This is a genomic window from Burkholderia sp. AU45274 (assembly GCF_030482505.1).
Classification (GTDB): domain Bacteria; phylum Pseudomonadota; class Gammaproteobacteria; order Burkholderiales; family Burkholderiaceae; genus Burkholderia.
On record NZ_JAUJQE010000003.1, the window covers coordinates 159,824 to 184,059 of the forward strand.

At 71.3% G+C, this 24,236-nt stretch carries 16 protein-coding genes; 7 read left to right on the forward strand and 9 right to left on the reverse strand.

What is annotated here, in order from left to right; translation table 11 throughout:
- Window positions 1-4: 4 nt before the first annotated feature.
- The 4 genes from QZM35_RS13520 to QZM35_RS13535 all read left to right on the forward strand — a co-directional run bounded on the left by QZM35_RS13520 (window position 5) and on the right by QZM35_RS13535 (window position 2,322).
- Window positions 5-1,465, forward strand: a complete 1,461-nt coding sequence (locus QZM35_RS13520; RefSeq protein ID WP_301776120.1) for an RNA polymerase factor sigma-54 — start codon at window positions 5-7, stop codon at window positions 1,463-1,465.
- A gap of 77 nt (window positions 1,466-1,542) precedes the next feature.
- Window positions 1,543-1,731, forward strand: coding sequence for a DUF3008 family protein (locus tag QZM35_RS13525; RefSeq protein WP_089430114.1), 189 nt, complete (start codon window positions 1,543-1,545; stop codon window positions 1,729-1,731).
- 46 nt (window positions 1,732-1,777) lie between these two features.
- Window positions 1,778-1,939, forward strand: coding sequence for a DUF1328 domain-containing protein (locus QZM35_RS13530; RefSeq protein ID WP_011349711.1), 162 nt, complete (start codon window positions 1,778-1,780; stop codon window positions 1,937-1,939).
- Window positions 1,936-2,322, forward strand: a complete 387-nt coding sequence (locus QZM35_RS13535) for a DUF3022 domain-containing protein (RefSeq protein ID WP_301776121.1) — start codon at window positions 1,936-1,938, stop codon at window positions 2,320-2,322. Before QZM35_RS13530 ends, QZM35_RS13535 begins: the two co-directional genes overlap by 4 nt.
- Window positions 2,323-2,483: 161 nt before the next feature.
- Here QZM35_RS13535 and QZM35_RS13540 read toward each other — a convergent pair whose 3' ends face one another.
- Complete coding sequence (locus QZM35_RS13540; protein WP_301776122.1) at window positions 2,484-3,803, reverse strand: sodium:proton antiporter; 1,320 nt, start codon at window positions 3,801-3,803, stop codon at window positions 2,484-2,486.
- A gap of 37 nt (window positions 3,804-3,840) precedes the next feature.
- Window positions 3,841-4,197: a DUF3175 domain-containing protein gene (locus tag QZM35_RS13545; protein ID WP_089429617.1), complete on the reverse strand. Its 357-nt coding sequence runs from the start codon at window positions 4,195-4,197 to the stop codon at window positions 3,841-3,843.
- A 166-nt stretch (window positions 4,198-4,363) separates the two neighbouring features.
- On the opposite strand from QZM35_RS13545, the gene QZM35_RS13550 reads away from it, so the two are divergent.
- The 3 genes from QZM35_RS13550 (at window position 4,364) to QZM35_RS13560 (ending at window position 5,759) form a co-directional block, all read left to right on the forward strand.
- Entirely contained in the window at window positions 4,364-4,735 is a 372-nt protein-coding gene (locus QZM35_RS13550; RefSeq protein ID WP_089430115.1) for a DUF3022 domain-containing protein, read from the forward strand.
- 207 nt (window positions 4,736-4,942) lie between these two features.
- A complete protein-coding gene (locus QZM35_RS13555) occupies window positions 4,943-5,302 on the forward strand; it encodes a DUF1488 domain-containing protein (protein WP_301776123.1) in 360 nt (119 codons plus the stop codon).
- 229 nt (window positions 5,303-5,531) lie between these two features.
- On the forward strand, window positions 5,532-5,759 hold the full coding sequence (locus QZM35_RS13560; protein WP_089429619.1) for a hypothetical protein: 228 nt from the start codon (window positions 5,532-5,534) through the stop codon (window positions 5,757-5,759).
- A gap of 423 nt (window positions 5,760-6,182) precedes the next feature.
- Here QZM35_RS13560 and treY read toward each other — a convergent pair whose 3' ends face one another.
- From treY to QZM35_RS13595, 7 genes are read right to left on the reverse strand one after another with little or no spacing between them, the layout of a single operon-like run.
- The gene (gene treY, locus QZM35_RS13565) at window positions 6,183-8,954 is read right to left on the reverse strand and encodes a malto-oligosyltrehalose synthase (RefSeq protein ID WP_301776124.1); all 2,772 of its coding nucleotides are present in this window, start codon (window positions 8,952-8,954) and stop codon (window positions 6,183-6,185) included.
- Window positions 8,951-11,179, reverse strand: a complete 2,229-nt coding sequence (malQ, locus tag QZM35_RS13570; RefSeq protein WP_301776125.1) for a 4-alpha-glucanotransferase — start codon at window positions 11,177-11,179, stop codon at window positions 8,951-8,953. Before malQ ends, treY begins: the two co-directional genes overlap by 4 nt.
- A complete protein-coding gene (gene treZ / locus QZM35_RS13575; RefSeq protein WP_301776126.1) occupies window positions 11,176-13,047 on the reverse strand; it encodes a malto-oligosyltrehalose trehalohydrolase in 1,872 nt (623 codons plus the stop codon). Before treZ ends, malQ begins: the two co-directional genes overlap by 4 nt.
- Window positions 13,044-15,170, reverse strand: a complete 2,127-nt coding sequence (glgX, locus tag QZM35_RS13580) for a glycogen debranching protein GlgX (RefSeq protein ID WP_301776127.1) — start codon at window positions 15,168-15,170, stop codon at window positions 13,044-13,046. Before glgX ends, treZ begins: the two co-directional genes overlap by 4 nt.
- Window positions 15,171-15,202: 32 nt before the next feature.
- Window positions 15,203-17,410, reverse strand: coding sequence for a 1,4-alpha-glucan branching protein GlgB (glgB, locus tag QZM35_RS13585; RefSeq protein ID WP_301776128.1), 2,208 nt, complete (start codon window positions 17,408-17,410; stop codon window positions 15,203-15,205).
- Entirely contained in the window at window positions 17,407-20,820 is a 3,414-nt protein-coding gene (gene treS, locus QZM35_RS13590; RefSeq protein ID WP_301776324.1) for a maltose alpha-D-glucosyltransferase, read from the reverse strand. The genes glgB and treS overlap by 4 nt, the downstream gene beginning before the upstream one ends.
- Window positions 20,820-24,212, reverse strand: coding sequence for a maltotransferase domain-containing protein (locus tag QZM35_RS13595; RefSeq protein ID WP_301776129.1), 3,393 nt, complete (start codon window positions 24,210-24,212; stop codon window positions 20,820-20,822). The genes treS and QZM35_RS13595 overlap by 1 nt, the downstream gene beginning before the upstream one ends.
- Between the last annotated feature and the right edge of the window lie 24 nt (window positions 24,213-24,236).

Genomic DNA, 24,236 nt, shown 5'->3' on the forward strand with positions numbered 1-24,236 from the left:
ATCGATGTCCGTCTCGCTTGCGCTGCAGATGCGACAGCATCTGGCACTTACGCCGAGGCTTCAGCAGTCGCTGCGGTTGCTGCAGTTGTCCTCGCTCGAATTTCAACAGGAATTGCGGCAGGCGCTCGATCAGAATCCGTTCCTCGAGGATGGCCAGGGAGACGAGGAGGCTGCCGCCGATGCCCCCGGCCAACCGGCGGAAGCCGCCGCGCCCGAAGCGGCCCCCCAGCCTGACGACGCTCGCCCGCAGGACGGCGAAGCCCCCGAAGTGCCGGAGGTGTCCGAGGTGTCGTTGACGGCCGCGCCCACGCCGCGCGGCACGAGCCGCCAGGGCGACGATGCGGGCGGCCAGTCGCCCGGCGAGTGGCTGGCCGCGGAACCGTCGCTGAATCAGCAGCTGCACGATGCGTTGCGGCTCTATCCGTTGAACCGGCGTGACCGTGAAGCCGCGCGCCTCGTGATCGACGCGCTCGACGACGACGGCTACCTGCGCCAGGAACTGGGCGAACTGCTGGTCGCGGCCGACCCCGCGCTGCTGCTCTCCGAGCAGGATCTCGCGATCGCACTGCGGCTCGTGCAGATGCTCGACCGCCCGGGCCTGGCCGCGCGCTCGCTGTCCGAGTGTCTCGTGCTGCAACTCGACGCGATTCCGGCCGGCACGCCGGCGCTCGCGGAAGCGAAGGCAATCGCGCGCGAGCATCTCGAGCGTCTGGCCCGCCGCGAGACGGCCGAGATCCAGCGGCGGCTCGGCTGCGACGCGCCGACGCTGCAGGCGGCCTGCGCGCTGGTGCGCGGGCTCGATCCGCGCCCCGGCAATCATTACGGCAGCACGCGCGGCGACTACGTGGTGCCCGACGTGATCGTGCGCCAGGTGCGCGACGAGTGGATCGTGACGATCAACCCGGCCGTGCTGCCGCGCGCGCGGCTGCATGAACGCTATGCGACGCTGTTCGCGCAGTCGAGCGGCGAACGCGATTCGCCGCTCGGCCAGCAGCTGCAGGAAGCGCGCTGGCTGATCCGCAACGTGCAGAAGCGCTTCGAGACGATCCAGCGCGTCGGCGAATGCATCGTCGCGCGGCAGCGCGATTTCTTCCGCTACGGCGAGATCGCGATGAAGCCGCTCGTGTTGCGCGACATCGCCGAGGAACTCGACCTGCACGAATCGACCGTGTCGCGCGCGACGGGCAACAAGTACATGGCCACGCCGCACGGCACGTTCGAGTTCAAGCATTTCTTCCCGCGCAAGCTCGAGGCGGCCGGCAAGGGCGTGTGCTCGGCGGCGGCCGCGAAGGTGCTGATCCGCGACATGATCGCGGCCGAGCGGCACACCGATCCGCTGTCCGACGTCACGCTCGCGCAGAACCTCGCGGGCCGCGGCATCCTGCTCGCGCGTCGCACGGTGACGAAGTATCGCCAGGCGATGAAGATTCCGCCGGCTGACCTGCGCCGCCGCGACGCCGCATGACGGCGGCCCGGGCGAGCCTGTCGCGTGCACGTGCCGACCGTCGCGTCGACGCGTGCGCCCACGACAGGCGCGCAACCATGCCGGCAAAGTCTCAAGCCCGGCAGAGCGCGGCGGGCGCCGTGCTGTCGGCCGGGCGCGGCAACACGAAAATGCGGGACCTCATGCCGTCGGCGAAGCCGATGGCCAGGTCGATGAGCGAAAAGGAACGTGAAAAAATGGCGTCCACGCCGCGATGCGGCAAACCGGAGCACAAGCACGATGCGTGACCGGCGACGACGTGTATTGACCACTGCTGCCATCCAGGAGGTATCCATGCTGCGATACGCGGTCATCTTCTTCATCATCGCGATCGTCGCGGCCGTGTTCGGCTTCGGCGGGATCGCGGCCGGCGCGGCCGAGATCGCGAAGATCCTGTTCTACATCTTCGTCGTGATCTTCCTCGTCACGCTGCTGCTGGGCGTCGTGCGACGATGAGCGGCGCACCCATCCGGTCGCAGCGCATCGCGGAACTCGAGCATGCGCTCGCGATCGGCTTTCCGTCGGAATCGACCGTCGTCGTGCACGCGGACGACGCGTCCGGGCGGCTGACGATCCAGGTCTCGTGGGTGCGTGTGCCGTCCGACGAGGACGCGCGCGAATGGCGTTGCACGGTCGACCTGCGGTTCGAGCCGGACGTGATCACGCGCTATGCGTCGCTCGGCGCGGCCGACCGGCTGCGCGTGCGCACGGTTCTGTGCGACCGCGCGCGGCGCGCGGTGGACGAGCGCAAGCCGCGCGTCGAGGAGGCGGTGATCGAATGCAACGTCGCGCTCGACGTGACGCGCGCCGAACTCGACGCGGCGCTGCGCGCGCCCTGACGCCGCTGCCGCTCGCGGGGCGGCGGCGCGGCGATCCGCGTGGCTGCTGCATCCCGAACGCGGCGAGCGCATGTCGATGTCGATGCTTCCCTCACACCCCTGCGGCGCCACCGCCCGCGTGGCGGCCTGATTGCGTGGCAGCGCGCATCGTCGTGCACGCGTCAGCGCCGATGCTGCAGCCGGTGATACCAGTTCATCAGCGGCGTCGCGGTGATCCCGTGCGCGATCACCGATGCCGACACGACGGCCAGCACGGGGGCCGAGAGCGGACGCACCGCGGCGGAGGGCCCATGTTCGAGCGCGAACAGCAGATAGTAGAACGAGCCGATTCCGCGGATGCCGAACCATGCCATCAGCCGTCGCTGCGCATGCGTCGCGCGCGAACCGGTGAGCGTGACCAGCACCGCCAGCGGGCGCACGGCGACGAACAGCACGACGGCCAGCGAGGCCGCGCGCCACGTCAGCAGCGGGCCCGGCAGCGTCATGAGCACGCTGCCGATCATCGTCATCACGAGGGCTTCGGCGATCCGTTCGAGCTCGATCGTGAAGCCGAGCACCGATTCGGCCATGAACGCGTGCGCTTTGTCCGGATGCTTCTCGGTGGCGACGACGTCGGACGAATCGATCTGGCCGATCACGTCGCGCGGCGCGCGATCGCCGCTCGCGCGGTGCTCGACCCGGCGCATCGCGACCCCGGCCGCGAACGTCGCGATGAACCCGAATGCATGCGCGAACTGCGCGGCGCCGAACGACAGCACGATCAGCGCGAGCGCGAAGAAGCCTTCGAGGCCGAGCGCCTGCGCGTGGCGCGTGCGCAGCCAGCCGATCGTCTTCGTCGTGATCCAGCCGAGGCCGCCGCCGATCGCGGCCCCACCGGCGATGCCCCACAGCGCGGTGAGCGCGAACGCGCCCGACAGCGGCGGCAGCCCGTGCGTCGTGCCGGGTGCGCCGCACAGCGCGAGCCCGGCCAGCGCGAACGGCAGTGCGATCCCGTCGTTCAGGCCGCCTTCGCCCGACAGCGCGAAGCGTACGAGATCTCGATCGCCCGGGTCGTGCACCTGCACGTCGTGCGCGAGCACCGGGTCGGTCGGCGCGAGGATCGCCGCGAGCAGCAGCGCGGGGCCCCAGTCGAGCCCGAGGGCGAGCATCGCGCACGCGGCCAGCAGCGGCACGGTGAGGCCCATCGCGAGCAGGCCGAGGCGGCACGGCACGTGCCACAGCCGGTCGGTGAGCGGCACGCGCAGCCGCAGCCCGATCGCGAACAGCGAGACGAGCAGCGCGATCTCGACGATTTCACGCAGCAGCCGTGCATCGCGTTCGAGATCGAGATCCAGCAGGCCGGCGCCGGCCGGGCCGAGCACGACGCCGAGCACGAGATAGATCATCGCGGTGCTGACGGGCAGGTGGCGCAGCGCGGACGTCGCGACGCCCATGCCCATCAGCACCGCGCCGACGATCAGGTACCAGAGCGTCTCGTGCATGTGTGCCGTGGCAGGCCGATCAGGGGGGCGCGCGCCGTCAGGGCTTGCGGCCGAACGCCTCGCGCAGCTTCCGCTTCGCGCGTTCGAGCGTGGCGCGGCGCGTTTTCGGCAGGTTGCGGCCCGCGCGGTTCACGTAGAAGTTCAGCATCGACATCGCCGACTGGAATGGCGACCCGTGGCGGCGGCGGCTGTGTTCGGCCGAATGCTTCAGCGACGCGGCGATCGCGGCCGGGTCATCGGACTTGAAAATATTGGGTTCGATGTCGAGCGCATCGCTTTTTTGCGTGACGTCGGCGGACCAGCGCTTGCGGTGGTGCGGGTCGGTGCCGCGGGCGCGGCCCGGGCGTCGCGTCAGGTGCTTGCCATGCGCGTGGGTAGCGGTAGCGGAAGGCATTAAGTCGGCTCCATTGGGGTGACAGGGACGTAGTGACGGTGGCGGCGCAAACCGCGTGCCGCGCGGCGCGCGTGATCCGGACGACGAACCCGTGCCGGCCGCGGCACGGGTGTTGCTGCACAAGACGGGCTGGACGTGCCATCCCGCCAACACGCAGGAGGACATCATGCAATCGCATTCCCGGATCTGGCTGGAAAACGACGAGATCGACAACGATGCCGATGGCGACATGATCGACGCCGACGATCTCGATACGACGGTCCATGTCGACGTCTCGACGGGCAGGATCATGTTTCAGGCGGCGTGGGCGGAGGCGGCCGACCCGCCGCCCGAGACCGCGCGGCATTCGGTCGTGCTCGTGCTCGACTGCGACACGATGGAGCGCTATGCGGATCTCGACGAAAGCACGCGGATGCGCGTGCACGCGATCCTGCACGCCACGGTGGAGGACCTGCTCGAGCGCCTGCCCGACGAACACGTGACACTGACGGTCGAGCTGACCGATGCGATGCTCGACGCCGCGCGCCGGCTGCAGTAGCCGCGCCGATCGGCCTTTCGATACTTGATTTGCGCGCGCGGACGGGTTGGCAGGCACGCCGCTTGCTGCGCGACTGGCACGGCACGACACGTGCCACCACGTGGACGGAGGGGCTCATGAGCGGCAGATTCGGGCATTGCAGGCTAGCCATTCTCGCGATCGGGGATGCGCCGGTCGATCGCCTTTCGGCGCGGGGCGCCTGAGACGATGGCCGCCGATTCCGCCCGCCGCGTGACGCTGGTCGACGAGCCGCCCGTGTTCGACGGGGCGGCGCTGCAGTTGCGTTTCGTCGTCGATGTCGATGGCGAGCTGCAAACCTGCGCCATCACGGTCGAAGCGCTGGAAGATCATTTCGGCGCACGCTCCGCGCTGGAGGCCGACTTGCGCGATGCGTTCGAACAGGGCCGCGCGCGCATCGCAGCCGCCTGCGCCGACGTGCTGGGCGACAGCAGCGGCGGCGGCAACGGTGACGGTAACGGTAACGGCGGCGTGGTGCTGCACAGCGGCTATTTCCGTGCGCCGGCCGGTCGTGCGCGAGCGAGCCTGTTCCGGTCGCGGCGATCCTGACCCTGCTGGCGTTCCCGGCATGGGGTGCGCCGGTTTGCCTCCCGCTGGTTTGTCTCCCGCATTACACGCCGTTGAAAACTTTGCACCGCGCACGGGCCGCCGTGTGGTGCCACATCGTGCCGCGCGCAAGCGGCACGGATAACGAGGGCGCCACGCAACCCGGCATGGTCCCTGCATGCATTGCTGCTCGCCGGCGCGCATCTCGCGCAGCCGCCAACGGGGAACGAGCATGCTGACCGCCCATGAATTCGCCACGCTGCTCCTGGTGCATCGCGCACCGGAGCAGATCCAGATCGACCGCGAGGATGTCCTTGCGCTGGTCGAACAGCACCTGATCGTGATGCAGCACGACGACGCGTCCGGCGAGCGCCGGCCCGCGTTGACGGCCGACGGCCTGTCGGTCGTGCAGTGCGTGCAGCGCAACGACGCGCGAGAGCCCGATGTCACCGACGCGTGACGGGTGGATGCGGGGTTTCCGGTGAGCGGCTAGCTGCGGATTGCCGGCGGGCGTGTTGTCGTGAGGCTTGCTTTATTGTCCGGCCGGTCGTTCAGGGCGGTATCGATCAACGATCGCGGCATCCGTGGAGTCGCCGTCGCGAAAGGCCGAGAATACTGCTTCGACGATCGCGGGCCAGATACCCGGCTGCTGCAAGACGGGCATTTCCTTCGGCCCAGCCAATGCGCAAAACCGATTATGGAAGCTCGTTTCGGGCGTAAATCGATTTTGGATGTACAAAAACGATTACACGCAGGCTGTCTTGCACAAATTTGATTTTCCCTGGCAACTGGGGGTACGAGCAAATGCGCGATGCTCGTGACTAAAGACAAACGCCACGACTTCCCGGAATTTCATCGGCGGAAACGAGCGTGCGCTGGACGATCACGATTCGCTCGTTGGACGCGTAGCCACCAGCACGGCAACCGGTAGCGCGGCCAGCCAGTCACCGAGCTTGATCAACCCTCCCGGCACGTCGACCGCATCCCCCGCCTCCAGTCCATCCATCCACGGCCCGTCGATATCGCGTGGCAGCACGACCGCCGTATCGCCCCATTGCGCCGGTTCCACGCGCGGCAATTCCGGTGGTTCGCCGAGCAACCGGCCCGCAAGCCGTGTCGCGACCACCACCACGGTGGCCTCGTCGCTGCAGCGCGCGAACGCCACCGCATGACGCCCGAGCCGGCCGCGTACGCGCAGCGGCACGTACGCGCCGTCCGCGAACGTCGCCGGCCATCGCGCGCGCAGCGCCAGCATGCGCTCGACCAGCGCCCGCTTCACGCGCGCATCGGGCCACGTCGCCAGATACGACGCGACCGGCCCGTCGACCCGCTCGGCCGCGAGCGCGGCGAACGGCACGTCGCGGCGGTTGTCCGGATCGACGAGCGAGTGATCCCATGCTTCAGATCCTTGATACAGGTCGGGCACGCCGGGCGATGCCATTCGCAGCATGGCCTGCGTCAGGCTGTTGACGACGCCGGCCGGCGCGATCCGCGCGACGAACGCATGGAGCCGATGGACGAAGTCGCCGGCGCCACGCGGCTTCAGGATCGCGCGGACGAACGCTTCGCAATCGCGCTCGTAGCGAATATCGGGCGCGAGCCAGTCGGTGTGACGCTTCGCCTCGCGCAGCGCTTTCGTCTGCCACTGCACGACGCGTTCGGTGAGCGCCGTGAGCCCCGCCGCGTCGTCGGGCGCGAGTTCGGGCGGCCAGCAGCCGACGAGCGTCTGGTACAGCATCGCCTCGGCGGCCGGCCCGGGTGCCCATGCGAGGTCGCGATGCGCGCCGCCGCGATGCGGCCGGTTGAGCGCGGACCAGTCGAGCGATACCGCGCGCCACGCGTCGGGCATTTCGCTGAGCACGGCGAGCCGCGCACGCGCGTCTTCGCCGCGCTTGTGGTCGTGCGTGGCGGTGGCGACGAGCCCGTGCGGCACGGTGCGCGCGCGGCGCCGGTTGCGCGCATGGAACGCGCCGCGCGACAGGCTGAAGTCGCCCGCGTCGGCACCGACTTCATTGCGCGACAAGAGCCGGCCGTAACGATAGTGAGCCGTATCCTCGACACCCTTCGCGGCCAGCGGCGCGGTGAGCTGCGCGAACGCGACGCGCGCCGCGTGCAACGCGGCGGCATCCGCGCGCGGCACGCGTGCGACCGGCAACCCGAGCCAGGTGGCGACGTGATCGAGTGCGAACCGGTCGGCAGGATCGACGGCCTCGACCGCCCGTTCGTACGCTTGCGCGAGCACGCGACGGTCGGCGTCGGCGGGTTCTTCGTCCTGCACCGGATACATCCGGTACACGGGCAACTGCACCGCGAGTTCCCCCAGTACGCGCCGAATCGCGATCCGGCTCACGTCGCGCGTCGCGGGTGCCGCACGCGCCACGCCGTGCAACGCCCGCGCGGCGCGCGCATGCTCGACGGCGAGCTGGCGCATCAGCACGCGCCGCTTGCCGTCGAGCGCTTCCTGCGCGAACGTGCGCGACGAACCCGACACGTGCGCCCAGTGCGCGGCGAGCGGCGCGGCGCCGGCCGGATCGTGCAGCAGCGCGCCGACATCGTTCATGAAGTCGTAGCCGGTCGTGCCGTCGACAGCCCAGTCGGCGCGCAGCGATTCGCCGGGCGCGAGGATCTTCTCGACGACGATGTACGGCCGCGCGTCGCGTTGCGCGGCCAGCCGCTGATGCAGCCGCCGGCCATACGCGCGCGGATCGGCGAGGCCGTCGACGTGATCGACGCGCAGGCCGTCGATGTAGCCGGCCGCATGAAGCCGCAGCGGCAGCGCATGGACGGCATCGAACACCGCATCGTCGTCGACGCGGACGGCCGCGAGCGTCGCGATGTCGAAGAAGCGCCGCCAGTTCAGCTCGTCGGCGGCCGTGCGCCACCACGCGAGCCGGTAGTGCTGGCGTTCGAGCACCTGGTGCAGGCAGGCACGCGAGCGCGCGCGGCGCGGATCGGCGCCGCGCAGCACCGCGTCGAGCGCATTCGGGCCGTGCGCGGCCGCGTGATCGCGCAGCGCCGCATGCGCGGCGGCCAGTCGCGTGCTGTCGCGCGGCGGCGCGGCGTCGAAGCGTTCGGCGAGCGCGTTCAGGTCCGCGCGGTTCGCGAGGCGCAGGAGCTCCGCGTAGGTGGCCGCGGCCACCGGCAGCCGTCGCCCGGGACACGACACGAAGAAGCGCCCGGTGGCCGGATCGGCGTCGAGCGTGATGTCGCCGGCCGCGAGCGCTTCACCATACGGCGTGCCGAGGCAGGGCAGCAGCACCTTGCCGTCGAGCGCCGCGTCGGGCGGATGCCAGTCGATGTCGAAGTGGTGCGCGTACGGGCTCGCGGGGCCCCATTCGAGCACGTCGTTCCACCAGCCGTTCGACGAACCGCCGACGCCCATGTGGTTCGGCACGATGTCGACGATCACGCCCAGCCCGTGCGCGCGCAACGCATCGACGAGCCGGACGAAACCGGCTTCGCCGCCGAGCTCGGGGTTGAGCGTGCCGTAATCGACGGTGTCGTAGCCGTGCCGCGAACCGGGTTCGGCCGTCGCGACCGGCGACAGGTACAGGTGGCTCACGCCGAGCCGCGCGAAATAGCCGGCGTGCGCGGCCGCGTCGTCGAACGTGAAGCCCGCATGCAGCTGCAGTCGCAGCGTCGCGCGTGGCGTCATGGGCCGGGCTCCCGCGAACCGCGTGCGCGCACCACGGCCGCGATGCGGTCGCGCACGTCGGCGTCGAACAGCGTGTCGATCGCGCGCGGCAGGCGCTGCCGCCAGTTCGGGTGCCCGCAGGGCGGCCCCGGCAGGTTCGGCTGCGTGTCCAGCGCCAGCAGGTCCTCGAGCGGCAGGATCGCGAGCGGCGACGGGCTGCGCGCGACGTACGCGAGTATCTCGGCGACAGGCGGCGCGTCGGCCTGCGGGGCGGCGTCACCGGCCGGCGCGCAGCCTGCTTCCTGCAACGCTCGCCACAGCGCCGCGCGTTCGGTGGCGCGTGCAGCATGCGCGGCGACGACGTCGGGGTCGACGGCGGGCGGCGGGGGGGCGGGGCCGGCTTCCGGAGGCGGCGTGGTGTCCGCGGTGTCGGGCGGGGCGGCGGCGCCGGGCACGGTCGTGTGCCGATCATCCGCGCTCGCTTCATCCGGCGGTGTGGGCGGCGCTGCGTCACGCGCCTCCGCGTCGTCGGACTGCTGCGCCGCCTCGGCCGCGATTCGACGCCAGGCCAGATCGACTCCGCGCCACCAGCCGGCCACGGTCGGCAGATCGTGCGTCGAGGGCATCGCGATCGCGTCGCGATCCCATGCGGACGGCGGCCGGAAGGCGCCGCCGGCGTCGCGCTCGAACCACAGCACGCGCATCCCGGCGATGCCCTGCGCGCCGAGCCGTTCGCGGAAGCCGGGCGGCACCGTGCCGAGATCCTCGCCGATCGCGAGCGCGCGATAACGGGCCGCCTCGAGCGCGACGAGCCGCACGAGATCGTCGACCGGATAACGCAGGTACGCGCCGTCGCGCGGCGAGCCGCCGTCCGGCACGATCCACATCCGCGCGAAGCCGAGCACGTGATCGATGCGGATGCCGCCCGCATGGGCGAACGCCGCGCGCAACAGCTCGACGAACGGCACGAAGCCTTCCGCCCGCAGCGCGGCGGGCGTCCAGGTCGTCACGCCCCACGCCTGGCCGGCCGCATTGAACAGGTCGGGCGGCGCCCCGAGCGACACGCCGCGCAGCAGCGTCGCGCCGTGCGCCCACGCGTCGCTGCCCGCGCGATCGGAGCCGACCGCGAGATCGGCGATCAGCCCGGTGGCCATGCCCGCGCCGCGTGCCGCGTGCTGCGCGTCGCCGAGCGCGCGCGACGCGCACCATTGCAGGTACGTGTGGAACGCGACCGTGTCGGCATGGGCGTGCGCGAACGCATCGACTTCAGCCGATCCCGGTTCTCGCCACGGCGCCGGCCATTTCCGCCAGTCAAAGCCCGCCCCGTGCTCGAGGCAGAACGCCTGCAATGCGTCGAAGCGCGCGTGCGCCTCGAGCGCCGCACCGCCCGCGGCGCGAAACCGCTGGAAGGTGTCACGCGACGGGTCGTCGCTGGCGCGCCATGCGTCGAAGCACGCACGCAGGCGCCGCAGTTTCAGCGGCAGCACGTGCGGCCAGTCGATCAGTGGTGCGTCGGCCGCGGCGCCGGTTGCGTGAGGCACGGCCGCGGCGCCCGGCACCGCGTCGCAGTCGAGATACGCGACGTTGTGCCAGCGCCGCGACGACGGCGAATACGGGCTGTCGTGCGCGGGCAGTGCCGGAAAGCCGGCGTGGGTCGGGCTGATCGCCACCGCCTGCGCGCCGTGCCGCGCCGCATGCGCGGCCAGCCGCGCGAGCGCGGTGTAGTCGCCCGCGCCGTCGTCGCCGGCGCGGCGCAGGCTGTAGAGCTGCGCCGCGATGCCCCAGCGGCCGCCCGCATCCGCCGCGCGCGGGTCGACCGGTTGCGGGCGCGGCGGCGCGATCGTGAGCCCGATGCGCTGGTCGCCGACGTCGAGCGCGTGATAGCCGGGGATCGCGAGCGGCGGCAGCGTGCCGTGTTCGCCTTCGCCGCCGACGCGCCCGTCGACATGCCCGCCCGCTTCGAGCGTGATCCGGAAGCGCGCGCCGGGCGGCGCGATCGCGGCCGGCAGGGTGGGCGGCAGGCCCGCGTCGCCGGTGACGATGCGCGGGGCCGCCGCGTTCGCGTCGGCGAGCGCGGCGGCGCTTTCCACCCGCTGGGCCGCCGTGCCGCACGGCCAGCCGAGCGCGTCGACGAGCCTGACGAGGGCGTCATCGTCCACCCGCCGCGCGATGCCGCCCGCATCGGTCCAGTCGGTTTCCAGGCCGGCCGTGCGCGCGAGTTCGGTGATCGACACGTCGGCCGTCATGATCGGCCCTGCCCGTTCATGCGGTGCTGCCGCGCATCGTGGTTGACCTCGCCGTCGCGCCACGCGATGCACGCGCGGGGCGGCAGCCGCAGGTCGCGCAACCGGTCGCGTGCGCGCGGCGGCGTCTCGAACACGATCTTGCCGACCGGCAGCGCGGGCAGCACCGCGTCGTGCGAGCCGAGGTTCAACGCGATCGTCAGCGTGCTGCCGTCGCCGAGGCGCCAGCGCGCCGCAAGCGCCTGCGGGTCGCCGTCGCCCGCGAGCAGGTCGACGCCGAGTGCGCTGGCGCCGGGCAGGTTCGGCGTCACGAGCGCCGCACGCACGGTCAGTGCGCTGCGGTAGAAGCGCCGCCAGGCGTCGGTGTCGGGCGTGGTTTCGTCGCTGCTGCCGTGCAGCGTCGAACGCACGAACGTCGCGATGTCGTTCGGATCGGGAATCGCGTCGCGATGCGCGGCGTCGGCGAACGCCGGAAAGGCCGCGAATTCGCGGCGCCGGCCCTCGCGCACCGCGTCGGCGAGCGCGCCGCGATAGTCGGTGAAGAACTGGAACGGCTGGGTGCTGCCGTCTTCCTCGCCCATGAACAGCAGCGGGATCGACGGCGCGAGCAGCAGCAGCGCGGTCGCCGCGCGCACCGCGTCTTCGTTCGCGAGCGTGCGCAGCCGTTCGCCGAATGCGCGGTTGCCGACCTGGTCGTGGTTCTGCAGGAACGCGACGAACGCGGTCGGCGGCAGGTGCGCGCTCGGTTCGCCGCGCGGGGCGCCGTCGTGCAGCGGCGACGGCTCGCCCTGGTACGCGAAGCCTTCGCCGAGCGTGCGCGCGAGATGGCGCAGCGGCGCGTCGGCGTACGCGCGGTAGTAGCCGTCGCGCTCGCCGGTCAGCAGCACGTGCGCGCTGTTGTGGAAATCGTCGTTCCATTGCGCGTCGAAACCGCCGGGCCCGAGCAGGCTCGCCGCGTTGCGCTCGTTCTCGAGCACGAGGTGCACATGGCGCGTGTCGCCCGCGTACGCGCGCACGCGGCGCGCGAGTTCGCGCAGCCACGCGTCGTCGTCGATCGCGTGCGCGGCATCGATGCGCAGCCCGTCGAAACGGAATTCGTGGAGCCAGTACAGCGCGTTCTCGATGAAGAACGCGCTCGTCTGCTCCCGCGAAAAGTCGATCGCCGGCCCCCACGCCGTTTGCCGGTCCGCGCGAAAGAACGCGGGCGCGTAGCGCGGCAGCAGGTTGCCTTGCGGGCCGAAGTGGTTGTAGACGACGTCGAGAAACACCTGCAGCCCGAGCCCGTGCGCGGCATCGATCAGCGCCTTCAGTTCCTCGGGCCGTCCGTACGACGGATCGGGCGCGAACGGCAGCACGCCGTCGTAACCCCAGTTGCGCGCGCCGGGAAACGTGTTGACGGGCATCAGCTCGATGGCGGTCACGCCGAGCACGGCGATGTCCGGCAGCCGCCGCTCGACGCTTGCATGGCCGCCGAATGCGCCGATGTGCAGTTCGTACAGCACCGTTTCGTGCCACGGGCGGCCGCGCCACGCGTCGTGGCGCCAGCGGTACGCAGCGGGATCGACGACCTGGCTCGGGCCATCCACGCCGCCGGGCTGGAAGCGCGACGCGGGATCGGGCACCGCGAGATCGCCGTCGAGCCGGTAGCGATACAGCGTACCGGGGCCGCACGGCACGACGGCCTCGAACCAGCCTTCGCCCACCGCGGTCATCGGGACGGCGGGCCGGTTTTCGCCTTCGATCTCGACGGCGGCCGTGCGGCTCGCGGGCGCCCACAGCCGGAAGCGCGTGCGGTCGGCCTCGACGCAGGTCGCGCCGAACGACGTGTCGAACGCGTGCGAACCCGATGGACGGGCGGGGCGTGATCTCATGTCGGGTCTCCCGGAGACAGGTCGGTCGGCACGGCGGCCACCGCGATCGCGGCCGCGTGCGCGGCGACGTCGAGGCCGTCGGCCGGCCACGAGCGCGGGCCGGCGTCCGGCGTGGCCGTGTCGACCAGCACGCGATAGTCGAGCGCCGGCGCGGGCGGCGCGAACACGACCGTCTCGGACGACGCGTTCAGCATCACGAGCAGCGCCTCGGTGCGCCCGGTGCGGCCCGTGCCGACGCGGCGCATCGTCAGCGCGCGGCGCTCGCGGTCCTGCCACGCGGGCACGGTCATCGCGTCGCCGCGCTCGTCGAACCAGCCGATCTCCGCCATGCCCCGCGCCGCTTCGCGGTCGCCCGACGGATAGCGCGGCGTGGACATCACCGGATACATGCGTCGCAGCGCGGCAAGCCGCGACACGAAGCGCATCAGCGTCACGGCTTCGTCGCCGCGCGCCAGCTCCCAGTCGAGCCACGACAGCTCGTTGTCCTGGCAGTACGCGTTGTTGTTGCCGTGCTGCGTGCGGCCGAACTCGTCGCCGGCCACCAGCATCGGCGTGCCGAGCGCGGTAAACAGCGTCGCGAGCATCGAGCGCGCGACCCGCGCACGTACCGCGCGGATCGCCGGGTCGTCGGTCGGCCCCTCGACGCCCCAGTTCGCGGTGCAGTTGTCGTCGCGGCCGTCGCGGTTGTCCTCACCGTTCGCGTCGTTGTGTTTCGTCGAATACGACACGAGATCGGCGAGCGTGAAGCCGTCGTGCGCGGTGACGAAGTTGACCGACGCCCACGTATGGCGCCGCTGGTGGTTGAACAGGTCGGCCGACCCCGCGAGCCGCGCGGCGAGTTCCGGCCGCTGGCCCGGGTCGCCGCGCCAGAAGCGCCGCACCGTGTCGCGGAAGCGGTCGTTCCATTCGGCGAAACCGGGCGGGTGGCGGCCCAACTGGTAGCCGCCGGGGCCGAGATCCCACGGCTCGGTGATCAGCTTGCGCTGCGCGAGCACCGGGTCCTGCCGCAGCGCGTCGAAGAACCCCGCGCCCGGATCGAAGCCGTGTTCCTCGCGACCGAGCGTCACGCCGAGGTCGAAACGGAAGCCGTCGATGTTGAACGCGGTGGCCCAGTAGCGCAGCGAATCCATCACCATCTGCACGACGCGCGGATGCGACAGGTTCAGCGTGTTGCCGCAGCCGGTCTCGTCGACATGAAAGCGGCGGTCGTCCGGCCTCAGCCGGTAGTAGCTCGCGTTGTCGAGGCCGCGCCACGACAGCGTCGGGCCGAGCTCGTTGCCCTCGCACGTATGGTTGTAGACGACGTCGAGCACGACCTCGATGCCGGCCGCATGCAGCTGGCGGATCGCGATGCGCATCTCGTCGAGCCGCCGCGTCGCGAGATACGCGGGCTCCGGCGCGAAGAACGCGGCCGTGTCGTAGCCCCAGTAGTTGCGCAGCCCGCGGTTCACGAGCGCGCGCTGCTGCAGGAACGCGTGGACGGGCAGCAGCTCGACCGTCGTCACGCCGATCGACAGCAGGTGATCGATGAACGCCGGATGCGCGAACGCCGCGAACGTGCCGCGCTCGGGCGGGCGCAACCCGGCACGCCGCATCGACGCGCCGCGCACGTGGGTCTCGTAGATCACCGTGTTGCGCCACGACACGCGCGGGCGCCGGTCGGTGCTCCAGTCGAACGCCTCGTCGACCACCACGCACTTCGGCATCGCGGGCGCCGAGTCGCGCCGGTCCATCGACAGGTCCGCGCGGTTCGAATGCAGGCGATAGCCGAACAGCGCGTCCGACCAGCGGAACTGGCCGACCAGCTTGCGCGCATACGGGTCGAGCAGCAGCTTGGTCGGGTTGAAGCGATGGCCGTGCTGCGGCTGGTACGGGCCGTCCGCGCGAAACCCGTACACGGTGCCCGGATGCGCGTTGGGCAGGTAGCCGTGCCAGATCTCGTCGGTGCATTCGGGCAGGTCGAGGCGCGCCAGCTCCTTGCGGCCGGTCGGATCGAACACGCACAGCTGGATGCGGTGCGCGTGCGCGGAAAACACCGCGAAGTTGGTCCCGAGGCCGTCCCAGGTCGCGCCGAGCGGATAGCTGCGGCCGGATTCGAGACGGGCGGGCAGGGCGGTCGGCATGGGGCGGATCTCCGTGTCCAGGGTGCGGGAAATCAGGCAGGGCGCAGCCATAGCGTCGCGAGCGGCGGCAGGCGCAGGGTGGCCGACCACGCCTCGCCGTGCGCGGGCACGGCTTCGGCCCACACGGCGCCGTCGTTGCCGGCGTTGGTGCCGCCGTACGGCGCGGCATCGGTGTTCATCAGTTCGCGCCACTGTCCGGGCGCGGGCAGGCCGACGCGATAGCTCGCGCGCGGCACCGGCGTGAAGTTGCAGACGGCGACCACCCGATGCCCGGCATCGTCGCGCCGCGCGAACGCGAACACGCTGTTGTCGCGGTCGTCGCCGATCAGCCAGGAGAAGCCGGCCGCTTGGCAGTCGAGCGCATGCAGCGCCGGCTCGGCCGCGTACGTGCGGTTCAGGTCGCGCACGAGCCGCTGCACGCCGCGATGCGCGGGCGCATCGAGCAGGTCCCAGTGCGGCGTCGCGTCGTGCGCGAACTCGGCCCATTGCGCGAATTCGCTGCCCATGAACAGCAGCTTCTTGCCGGGGTGCGCCCACATGAAGCCGAAGTACGCGCGCAGCGTCGCGAGCCGCTGCCACGCGTCGCCCGGCATCTTCGCGACGAGCGAGCCCTTGCCGTGCACGACCTCGTCGTGCGACAGCGGCAGCACGAAGCGCTCGGAGAACGCGTAGACGAGCCCGAACGTCATCCGGTCGTGGTGATAGCGGCGATGCACCGGGTCTTCGCGCAGATACGCGAGCGTGTCGTGCATCCAGCCCATGTTCCACTTGAAGTCGAAGCCGAGCCCGCCGTCGCCGGTCGGCGCGGTGACGCCCGGCCACGCGGTCGATTCCTCCGCGACGGTGACGACGCCGGCCGGCGCGGCCGCCCCGTGCAGCGTGTCGTTCAGCATGCGCAGGAACGCGACCGATTCGAGGTTCTCGCGGCCGCCGTGCACGTTCGGCACCCATTCGCCTTCCGCGCGCGAATAGTCGCGGTACAGCATCGACGCGACCGCGTCGACGCGGATGCCGTCGACGTGATACCGGCGCGCCCACGCGAGCGCCGAGGCGGCGAGGAACGCGCCGACTTCCGTGCGCCCGACGTTGAACACGCAGGTGTGCCAGTCGGGATGCAGCCCTTCGCGCGGGTCGGCGTGCTCGTACAGCGCGGTGCCGTCGAACTGCGCGAGGCCGTGCGGATCGTCGGGGAAGTGCGCGGGCACCCAGTCGACGAGCACGCCGATGCCGGCCGCGTGCGCGCGGTCGACGAAGCGCGCGAAGCCGTCGACCGGCCCGAAGCGCGCGGACGGCGCGAACTGCGCGAGCGGCTGGTAGCCCCACGAGCCGCCGAACGGGTATTCGGCGATCGGCATGAATTCGACGTGCGTGAAGCCCATCCCCTTCACGTACGGAATCAGCCGCTCGGCGAGTTCGTCCCAGGTCGCGCTGCGGTTCATTTCCTCGGGCACGCGTTGCCACGATTCCGCATGCACCTCGTAGATCGACCACGGCACGCGGTAGCGGTCGGCGTGCGGCCGCGCGTGCATCCAGCCGTCGTCGTGCCACGCGAACGCGTCGAGCGCCGCGACGTCGGCGACGACCGACGCCGTGCGCGGCGGCGCCTCGGTCGCGCGCGCACAGGGATCGGCCTTGTGCGGCAGCACGCGCCCGTCGGCCGCGCGCACCTCGTATTTGTAGCACTCGCCCGCGCCGATGCCCGGCACGAACAGCTCCCACACGCCCGACGGCCGCCGCAGCCGCATCGGATGGCGGCGGCCGTCCCAGCCGTTGAAATCGCCGACCACCGACACGCGCTGCGCGTTCGGCGCCCAGACCGCGAAGCGCACGCCGTCGGTGTCGTCGATGCGCGCCGGCGCCGCGCCGAGGCAGTCGAGCACCGCGGCCGGGTCGCCGGCGGAGAAGCGGGCGAGCACGGCGTCGTCGAGCAGCGTGCCGAACGCATACGCGTCGTCGATCACCTGTCGCGCGTCGGGCCAGTCGATCGCGAGCAGATAGTGGGGCGCGCCGCCGTTGCGCGGGATCGTCCCCGCGAAGCAGCCGGCGCGATCGACGCACGCGAGCGCGCCGAGGTCGGCGCCTTCCGGCGACAGCGCATGCACGCTTTTCGCGCCGGGCAGCAGCGCGCGCACGACGACCTCGCCGGCCTGCCCGTGTGGGCCGAGGCAGGCGAACGGATCGGGATGACGGCCGGCGAGCAGCGCATCGATGTCGGATCGTTCGAACAGCGTTTCAGTCATTGCGTGCCTCCGTCGTCGGATGCGCCGCCGTCGCCGAGCAGCCGTTCGACCAGCGCGGCGAGCCCGCCGACCGGCACGCTCAGCCAGTCGGGCCGGTTCGCGGCTTCGTAGCACAGCTCGTACGACGCCTTGTCGATCAGGAACAGCGCGAGCAGGCGATCGGCGTAGCGCGGGTCGATGAAACGCGCGGGGGCCTGCTCGGCGGCCATGCGATAGCAGTCGACGAAGCGGTCGGCGGCGGCCTGCCCGAAGCGGTCGAACAACGCACGCTTGCGGCCGGCCGCCTGCGGCGGCGCCTTCTCGATCGCGAACTGCGCGGTCGCGCTCACGTACGACAGCGACCGCAGCAGGCCGGCCACGTCGCGCAGCGGATGCGATTTCGCGCGGCGGTGTTCGAGCGGGCGCGCCGGCTCGCCTTCGAAGTCGATCAGCAGCGCGTCGCCCTGCACGTCGAGCACCTGGCCCAGATGGAAATCGCCGTGGATCCGCATGCACTGCGCATCGAGCGTGCGCGGCACGAGCTCGCCGAGCGCGCGCACGGCCGCGTCGCGCGACGCGAGCAGCGTGTCGGCCGCCGCGCGCATGGCGGGATCGAGCGCATCGAGTCGCGTGTGCAGCACGTCGAGCGCGTGCTCGAACGACGCGATCGCGTCCGCGCACCAGCCGTCGACGTGTTCGGGCGTTGCATGCTCCGGCGCGAACGCGGGATCGTCGGACGGCTGCGCGAGCGCGACGTGCAGCTGGCCGAGCCGCGTGCCGATGATCCCCGCGAACGCCGCATAGCCGAGCAGCGCGTCGGGTTCCTCGTTGGCGTCGTCGGTGTGCTCTTCGTCAGCCGCCGGCAGCGCGAGCTCGTCCACCGCGCGCCGCAGGAAGTCGAACGAGCGCGTCCACGCGTCGCCCTGGTTGTCGACGTAGCGCTGCAGGATCGCGACCGTGTGCGGCGTGCCGTCAGGATCGACGTGCACGACTTCGCCCGCGAGCGTCGCGGTGTTCGGGTAGCCGATCCGCGTCAGGTACCGGCTCATTTCCGCTTCCGGATGTACGCCGTGCGCGACCTTGCGCACCAGCTTCAGCACGATCGCGTCGCCGATCACGAGCGAGCTGTTGCTCTGCTCGGCCGCGAGCCAGCGCACTTCGGCGTCGTCGCCGGGATCGAGTGCGGCGAGCGCGTCTTCCGGCAGGAACGCGAGCCGGCCGCCGTCGGTGGTCGGCACCGTCGCGCCGTCGCGTAGCTTGCGCAGCATCCCGTGCGCGAACGCCGGCAGCGCGAACGCGTCGGTCAGGTAGCCGACCGAGTGGCCGCGCCGCACGCGCGCCAGCGCCAGCTGCGTGAACAGCGGCTGCGAGGTTTCACCGCCCCACGCGGCCGCGAGCGGCACGACGTAGCGTTCGACGTCGCCCGTCGCACCGGATTCGACCCAGGCCTCCGCATACTGGAACGGTTCGCCCGGCACCGGCGTGACGACGTTCAGCCGGGCCGTGCCGATCGCGCGGTCCTTCGACGCGAACCAGCGCCGCCGCGCGAGCCACGAGGGCAGGGCATCGTGCGCGAGCACGTGCAGCTGTTCGACGTTCGGCCGTGTATCGCCGCGTCGCATCACGAGCGTCACGTATTCGGGCAGCGGCTCCGCGTGCGGCTGCCGCCACGACGGCTCGCGGCCGTGCTCGGCGAGCACGAACCACAGGAATCCGTACGGCGGAAAGGTCAGCAGGTACGTGAGCTGCCCGATCGGCGGAAACGGCGAATCCGACGTCATCTCGATCGGCACGCGGCCCGCGAATTCGGACAGGTCGAGCTCGACGGCCTGCGACGCCCGCGACAGGTTCGCGACGCACAGCACCGGATCATGGCCGTCCAGCTCGCGCAGGTACGCGAGCACCTTGCGGTTCTCCGGGCGCAGGAAGCGGATCGTGCCGCGTCCGAACGCCTGCGACGCGCGGCGCGTCGACAGGATCCGGCGCGTCCAGTTCAGCAGCGAATGCGGGTCGCGCGTCTGCGCCTCGACGTTGACCGCGTCATAGCCGTACAGCGCGCCCATCACCGGCGGCAGCACGAGCTGTTCGGGGTCGGCGCGCGAGAAGCCGCCGTTGCGGTCCGACGACCACTGCATCGGCGTGCGCACGCCGTCGCGGTCGCCGAGGTGGATGTTGTCGCCCATCCCGAGCTCGTCGCCGTAGTAGATCACCGGCGTGCCGGGCATCGACAGCAGCAGCGAGTTGATCAGCTCGATGCGGCGCCGGTCGCGTTCCATCAGCGGCGCGAGCCGGCGCCGGATGCCGAGGTTCAGCCGCGCGCGCCGGTCGCTCGCATAGGTCTGCCACAGCAGGTCGCGCTCGGAGTCGGTGACCATCTCGAGCGTCAGCTCGTCGTGGTTGCGCAGGAACACGGCCCACTGGTTGCTCGGCGCGAGTTCCGGCGTCTGCCGCATGATGTCGACGATCGGGAAGCGGTCCTCGCTCGCGATCGACATGTAGATGCGCGGCATCAGCGGGAAATGGAACGCCATGTGGCATTCGTCCTCGTTGCCGAAATATTCCTGCACGTCTTCCGGCCACTGGTTCGCCTCCGCGAGCAGCATCCGGTTCGGATACTCGGCGTCGATCGTCGCGCGGATCCGCTTCAGGATCGCGTGCGTCTCGGGCAGGTTCTCGTTGCTGGTGCCTTCCCGCGCGACGAGATACGGCACCGCGTCGAGCCGCAGCCCGTCGATGCCGAGGTCGAGCCAGAAGCGCATCACCTGCATCACCTCGCGCACGACGGCCGGGTTGTCGAAGTTCAGGTCCGGCTGGTGCGAATAGAAGCGGTGCCAGTAGTACTGGCCGGCGATCGGGTCGTGCGCCCAGTTCGACGTTTCCGTATCGAGGAAGATGATCCGCGTGCCCGCGTATTTCGTGTCGGTGTCGGACCACACGTAGTAGTCGCGATGCGTGGAGCCGGGCTTCGCGCGGCGCGCGCGCTGGAACCACGGATGCTGGTCCGACGTGTGGTTGATCACCAGCTCGGTGATCACGCGAATGCCGCGTGCATGCGCTTCGCGGATGAAGCGCCGCACGTCGGCCAGCGTGCCGTAGTCGGGATGCACGTCGCGATAGTCGGCGATGTCGTAGCCGTCGTCGCGGCGCGGCGACGGGTAGAACGGCAGCAGCCAGATCGTGTCGACGCCGAGTTCGGCGATGTAGTCGAGCTTCGCGATCAGGCCGGGGAAATCGCCGATGCCGTCGTTGTTCGAGTCGTAGAACGACTTCACGTGCACCTGGTAGATGATCGCGTCCTTGTACCACAGCGGATCGTCCGCGCAGAGCGCCGGCGCGCGGCGGCGTGCGCGGCGCCGGCGCGGGGTGCCGGCCGGCGCCAGCGACGGGAATTGCGCGCGGCGTACGTCGTCGAGGGAATCTTCGCGTTTCATCATCCGTGGGCTCCCGAGGAGGGCCGGGCGTCGCCCGGTTCGCGCGCCGCCGCCCGCGCGGCGCCTGGAGACGGCGTGAGCCGCCAGATCGCATACGGGCGCACATGCGGATCGAGCGAGACGTACTGGCGATGCCCGCGCCAGGTTTCCGCATGCGTGGCGTCCTGTTCGAGCGCGTCGAGCGGTTCGCCGTCGACGAGCCCCAGGCCGCGCCACAGCGACGCATCGAGCGTGAAGTTCGTGACCTGCGGATGCCACGGATCGGTGCTGATCGCGACGACCACCACGCTGTCGAACGCCGGCGTCGCCTTCACGAACACGAGCACCGCGTCGTTGTCCGCGTCGGCGAACGTGAGGCCGAGATGGGTCTGCAGCGCCGGGTGCGCGCGCCGCGCGCGGTTCAGCCGCGCGACCTCGGCGCCGATATGCGCGGCCTTGCTCCAGTCGCGCGCACGCAGCTCGTACTTCTCCGCGTCCGCGTATTCCTCGCTGTCGGGCAGCGGCGCCGATTCGCCGAGCTCGAAGCCCGAGTACAGGCCCCACGAGCCGGCCAGCGTCGCCGCGAGCGCCGCGCGGATCACGAACTGCGTGCGCGGCGCGTTCTGCAGGTGGCGCGGGTTGATGTCGGGCGTGTTGACGAAGAAGTTCGGCCGGAAGAACTCGCGCGCCGGGCCGGTCGTCAGCTCGGTCAGGTAGTCGATGAATTCGCGCTTCGACTCGCGCCACGTGAAGTACGTGTACGACTGCGAGAAGCCGACTTTCGCGAGCCGATACATCATGGCCGGCCGCGTGAACGCTTCGGACAGGAACACCACGTCCGGATGCCGGCCGCGCACGTCGTCGATCATCCACGCCCAGAACGGCAGCGGCTTCGTGTGCGGGTTGTCGACGCGGAAGATCCGCACGCCCGCGTCGACCCAGAACAGCACCGCGTCGCGCAGCGCGAGCCACAGGTCGGGCAGCGCGTCCGGCGCGTAGAAATCAGGGTTGACGATGTCCTGGTAACGCTTCGGCGGATTCTCCGCGAAGCGCAGCGAGCCGTCGGGCCGCCACGCGAACCAGCCCGGATGCGCGGCGAGCCACGGATGGTCGGGCGAGCACTGGATCGCGAAATCGAGCGCGATCTCGAGCCCGTGGCCGCGCGCGGCATCGACCAGCGCGCGGAACGAGTCGAGCGTGCCGAGCTGCGGATGCACGGCCGTGTGGCCGCCGTCCGGCGAGCCGATCGCGTAAGGGCTGCCGACGTCGTCGGGGCCGGCCTTCAGGCTGTTGTTGCGGCCCTTGCGCGCGGTCGTGCCGATCGGGTGGATCGGCGGGAAATACAGCACGTCGAAACCCATGTCGCGGATGCGCGGCAGGTGCGCGATCACGTCGTCGAACGTGCCGTGCCGGTGCGGATCGTCGCTCGCCGAGCGCGGAAACATCTCGTACCAGCTGGAGAAGCGCGCCGCGCGGCGCTCGACGTCGACCGGGAAGGTCGTCGTGTCGTGCGTGACGAACGGGCGGTAGCGCAGCGCCGCGAACGCGTCGGCGAGCGGCGCCGCGCCGAGCTGCGCGAGCCGCGCGTCGGCCGGCGCATCGTTGAATTCGGCGACGAGTCGTTTCATCTGCGTGAGCACGCGCGTATCGCGCGGATCGGCGAGCTTGAGCGCGGTCGCGAGCAGCAGCTGCGCTTCGCGCAGTTCGAGCGTCACGTCCTGGCCGGCCGCGTGTTTCTTCGCGACATCGTGGACGAGCGAGGCCCAGTCGTCGCGCCAGGCAATCACGCGAAATTCATGGCGGCCGAGCCTGTCGAGCGCGACGCGGGCGTGCCAGCCGTCGTTCGGTTCGGCTTCGAACGGGATTTCGCGCCAGTCGTCGTCGCCGGCGGCGCGCCACTGCAGCGCGGCCGCGAGATGCGCGTGCCCGTCGGTGAAGATCGATGCGTGGACGACGAGCGTCTCGCCGATTACGCGCTTGACCGCGAAGCGGCCGCCGTCGACCGACGGCTCGACGCGCTCGATCGCGATCCGTTCGGCCGCGAGCGCCGCGGACAGCGCACCGCGCTCGTGTGCGGCGTCGTGGCGGGTCGTGACGGGCGGCGCCCGCCACGCATGCAGCAGCGCGTACGCGCCGGGGTCGAGCGTGAACGGTTCGAGCGCGGCCGGCGGGTGGGTTTGCGTGCCGCCGTGCGTGGCGACATGCGTGAATCCGCCCGGCACGCCGGGCAGGATCGTCGCGGGGTCGACCGTCACCGCTGCGTCGAGCTCGGGATTCAACGCGATCAGCAGCGCCGCTTCGTCGTGTTCGAGCGACGGCCCGGTGCCGCGCAGCAACGCGGTCGCCGGCGCGCCGGGCGCGCTCAACTGCGCGATTTCGCCGCGTGCGGCCGCCACAGGCGTGGCGCGGCGCCACGCGTTCGCGTCGGCGATCGTGCCCGACAGGTCGAAGCGCGCGCGCTCGAACGCGGCGCGGTAGCGCGCCGCATCGGCGTCGCGCGCCATCAGCGGCACCGTGACGCCGCGCTCGAAGCCCATCGGCACGAGCCAGCCGGTGCCGACGGCGGCAGCGGTCCACAACGCGCGGCGATAGGCGCGTACGACGAGGTCATCCGACGCGCCGGGCCAGTCGTCGGCGAGGCGCGGGCCGTCGAACGCGTCGGGAAACGCGATCGGCGCGCCGATGCGCCGCAGCAGCCGGTGTTCGTCGACGAACCACGGCGCGCGCAGATCCCACCAGCGCACCGATGAAAACACCGCGTCGAACCCGGCGCCTTCGAGCTGCGCCAGCGCGTCGCGCGCATGGCCGGGCACGCCGGCGAGCACCGCGGCGTCCGGGCGCGTACGGCGCAGCGCCGCGCGCCAGCCGGGCCACCAGTCGGCCGGCAAATGATGCGGCGCGTCGATCAGGAAGCCGGCCGCGCCCGCATCGGCGAACGCGGCGAGGTGCTGGCACCACCACGCGGACAGCGCATCGCGCGCGGCTTCATCGCCGAGGTTCGCGTGGGCGACATCCAGCGCGTGCGCGGTGCCGCGCGGATCGATCAGCGCATCGTCGTGCGTGTGCTCGACGTACCAGTCCGGATGCTCGGCACGCAGTGGGTTCTCGCGCGCGACCCGATCCGGCACGACTTCGAGCAGCAGGCGCAGCCCGTGGCCGTGTGCGAGCTGGGCGAGCCGCGAGAAGGTTTCGAGCGCGCTCGCGCGGGTCGCGAACGCTTGGGACGGCCGCCGGAAATCGGCCACGTGGCGCGGAAAGCCGGCGACGCTCGCGGCCCAGAACGCGCCGACGAGCACATGATCGAAGCCCATGCCGGCGACATGCGCGAACGTCTGCGGCCATGCGTCGAGCGGTCCGACGAGGCGGGCGTCGCAGAAGTAGAGGTGCGGAGAAAAGGGCGGCGTGGAGTCCATGGCGCGGGCGTACGGGCGGCAGTC